Raw genomic sequence first — 1,528 nt, 5'->3', positions numbered from 1 at the left:
TTTGTTGGGTATTTTTACTGCGTTATCGCCTTTTTATGTGGAACAACCACATGACAAAGCCTCTGCCTTGTATAAATACCCAACAATTCGCTGCAAAAGTAATCTCGAAAGATCAGCAGCCCCTAGAGCACCGATCAGTTTAAAGTATGGCCAAAAATCACACATACTACGTTGTATCAGCTCGAAATAGCTCACTATTCCATTCACTAATGCGCCTTGCCTGTGTGATTTTTAGACCATTCTGGTGTTCATATTTTAAACTAATCGGTGCTCTAGATAAATAAACCTATTTTTCTGCACACCGATAAAAGCTAAAGATTAAATGATTTATCAATACAAACTAAAAAAACACCTTTCAATGTGATGATTATCTTTTCAATTTATCCTGTAAATTACATTTAACCGCAAGCCATTCAGAAGCAATTATTGAATAAACAACTGTGTCTCTTAACGAGCCGTCTTTCATTATTTGATGATTACGTAAGATTCCATCTTGTTTTGCGCCTAATCTTTCAATTGCATTTTTAGATGCTTGATTGAAAAAATGTGTTCTAAATTCAACAGCATTAGCCTGATAAATTTCAAATAAATTTTTTAATAATAAATATTTACATTCGGTATTTATTGCCGTTCTACAAACTGAATTACAGTACCAAGTATAACCAAGCATTGCTCTTTTATTTTGACTATCAACATTATAATATCTGGTAGTGCCTACTATTTTATTTGTTGTTTTACATCTAACTGCATAAGCAATATTTCCCGCTCGCGCATTCTTCATTGCAGTTACAACATAATCAGTAATATCATCAAAATGCGGTACATTAGCAAACCATATTTTCCAAGCCTCACCATCTTGCACAGCCAGGGCAAGACCATCAATATGCCGCTCATTAAGGGGCTCTAAAATAACAAAGTCACCTTCTAGCTGTTGTTGTTTTATCCACATAATTTATCTGAATTCCTTTTTTAATATCCCGTTAACTTAAAAGTGAATTTTAATAATTTCATACTGTTTTGAGAAATTGTAATTCATATACTAATCTTTATGTTAACTATTTGATTAAAATTATTAATAATTATGCCAATTAGAAAAATCTTATTTATAAATAGCCTAAAAGGTAAGATTATTCTTTACCTTACTCTCCCTACAATCATAATTATTGTGGCTATTGTTACTGTAATTGCAAACTCATCATTTTCATCAGCAAGAGAGCAGGCTGAGTTCTCTTTGAAGCAAGCTGCGAGAGTCGTCGCCCTTGAAATCGAACGTCGAAATGCTAATGCCGTTAGAACAGCTAAAATGATGGTTTTAGCGCAAGAAATTGATATGTTTGGTAAACGTACAATATCGAGTGAATTTGCAAATAGGGTCTTGAAAGAATTTCCTGAATATACAGGTGCATATTTTGGATATGAGACAAATATTGACGGCCAAGATCATAAATATATCAGTGATGAGTACGTAAATAAAACCACTGATAGAACAGGTCGTTACCTTCCTTATTGGTAACTTCTCAAAAAGCAG

General features: G+C 33.2%; 2 protein-coding genes and 1 pseudogene. 2 read left to right on the top strand and 1 reads right to left on the bottom strand.

The features are described 5' to 3' along the window. Positions 1 to 190: pseudogene (locus CJF42_RS28835) on the top strand (hypothetical protein); the annotation flags it as partial. A gap of 177 nt (positions 191 to 367) precedes the next feature. Here the strand turns inward: CJF42_RS28835 and CJF42_RS22445 are convergent. Continuing rightward, the gene (locus tag CJF42_RS22445) at positions 368 to 949 is read right to left on the bottom strand and encodes a GNAT family N-acetyltransferase (RefSeq protein ID WP_095368798.1); all 582 of its coding nucleotides are present in this window, start codon (positions 947 to 949) and stop codon (positions 368 to 370) included. 216 nt (positions 950 to 1,165) lie between these two features. Here CJF42_RS22445 and CJF42_RS22440 point away from each other — a divergent pair, with 216 nt between their 5' ends. After that, positions 1,166 to 1,513 carry a hypothetical protein gene (locus tag CJF42_RS22440; RefSeq protein WP_141235631.1) on the top strand — a complete coding sequence of 116 codons (348 nt, stop codon included), beginning with the start codon at positions 1,166 to 1,168 and terminating at the stop codon, positions 1,511 to 1,513. Positions 1,514 to 1,528 lie beyond the last annotated feature (15 nt).

The sequence above is a fragment of the Pseudoalteromonas sp. NBT06-2 genome (genome assembly GCF_002276045.1).
Taxonomy (GTDB): domain Bacteria; phylum Pseudomonadota; class Gammaproteobacteria; order Enterobacterales; family Alteromonadaceae; genus Pseudoalteromonas.
The sequence above is the reverse complement of the archived record's forward strand: the minus strand, read 5'-3'. Positions and strand labels throughout refer to the sequence as shown.

Coding starts and splice junctions, on each gene's coding strand:
- CJF42_RS22445 (WP_095368798.1), bottom strand. CDS start 949: ATGTGGATAAAACAACAACAGCTAGAAGGTGACTTTGTTATTTTAGAG.